Origin of the sequence: Cetobacterium sp. ZOR0034 (assembly GCF_000799075.1) — a bacterium.
Classification (GTDB): domain Bacteria; phylum Fusobacteriota; class Fusobacteriia; order Fusobacteriales; family Fusobacteriaceae; genus Cetobacterium_A.
Window position 1 is genome coordinate 1 of the sequence record NZ_JTLI01000093.1, and the last position, 1,387, is coordinate 1,387.

Here is a 1,387-nt window from a genome sequence, read left to right on the forward strand (position 1 = left end):
GCGTGATTAAGATATCTTAAATTACTAAGATACTTCCCACGAAGCCCCGTCCTCTTTAGGGCGGGGTAGTTCACAATTTTACTAGAATTAATAATTTTTTCTTTAATTTCATATGCTTTAGCAAAAATTTTTTGTTCTGAAGCTTTTTTCATAAAATCATACACCTCCAGTATATATTATAGGCTAATAACCTATAATATATACTACTGTAGAAATAAATTATTATCAAGATTTTTTTATAAAAAATAGAGAGATGTGCAAATCTCTCTATTTTCTTTGGTTTTTATTCCTTATTCAGCTTTGTACTAAAATTATAAAATATTTATGTTAAAATCTCAATTTATTTTTTATAAATTTCACTTCTATGTCCTACTTCAAGAACTAATATAGTTAATACCTCATCATGGATATTACAAAGTAATCTATAGTTACCTACTCTGTATCTCCAAAATCCTTTTTTATTTCCTACTAATGCTTTTCCATGTGCTTTAGGATTATTACAATCAACAAGATTTTTTTTAATCCATTTTAAAATAATTGTTTGAACTGATTTATCTAATTTTTTTAAATGCCCTAAAGATGTTTCTGAAAATTCAACTTTATATTTAATCATAAATCAATTCCTAATTCCTCAATTACACTATCAAAAGAGTAAGTTTTTTGGTTTGATTCTACATGAGTTTTATAAGCATTTTCAGCAACTTTTAAATCATATTCTTCTTCCAATCTTTCAAAAACTATTTTTTTTATATAACTAGAAAGCCCAACACCTTCAAAATCAGCAACTTTTTTTAATAATAGTTCTTCATCAGTATTTAATCTAACAGAAATAATTGACATAAAAAACCTCCTTTAATATTTCGTATTACAATTGTAATACTTATTTTGGTTATTTACAAGAGGTTTTTTATTAATTTTAAGCTAAAAATATCATTTAACCCAGTAAATACAAAGCAAATCTAAAATTTAGTAAAAATTCTGAAATTTCTTAATTTTTTTTAATTATTAAAAAAATAACTAATTCTTTACAAAATCTATTTTAAGCTATGTGTAATCATCGACACAAGTATTTTATGCTAAAATGTGTTAAACTTATTTTTTAAGGCATTTTAGAGCGTTTAAATGTGGTTTAGAATGTGGGTTTAGAATTTTAAATTGATTATTTTAAGTTTTTTGTTGTTTTATAAAATTTTAAAAAATTCAAATTCTTTTTTCTTCGCGTACGCGTATCTTTAGAATCTTTTTTTCTTTTAATTCTTTTAAATACTTTCGGCATTAATTTAGCCCAATAAAATCAATGCTTATTTAAGGTTATCCCGTACAAAAAACGGTATTATCCCGTACAAAAAACGGTATTATCCCGTACAAAAAACGGTATTATCCCGTA

Annotated in this window: 2 protein-coding genes; both read right to left on the reverse strand. The window is 24.3% G+C overall.

Going from position 1 to position 1,387, the window contains the following annotated elements; genetic code table 11:
• Positions 1-340: 340 nt before the first annotated feature.
• A complete protein-coding gene (locus L992_RS12330; RefSeq protein ID WP_197053440.1) occupies positions 341-610 on the reverse strand; it encodes a type II toxin-antitoxin system RelE/ParE family toxin in 270 nt (89 codons plus the stop codon).
• The gene (gene relB / locus L992_RS12335; protein ID WP_047396597.1) at positions 610-840 is read right to left on the reverse strand and encodes a type II toxin-antitoxin system RelB family antitoxin; all 231 of its coding nucleotides are present in this window, start codon (positions 838-840) and stop codon (positions 610-612) included. The genes L992_RS12330 and relB overlap by 1 nt, the downstream gene beginning before the upstream one ends.
• Positions 841-1,387: the final 547 nt, after the last annotated feature.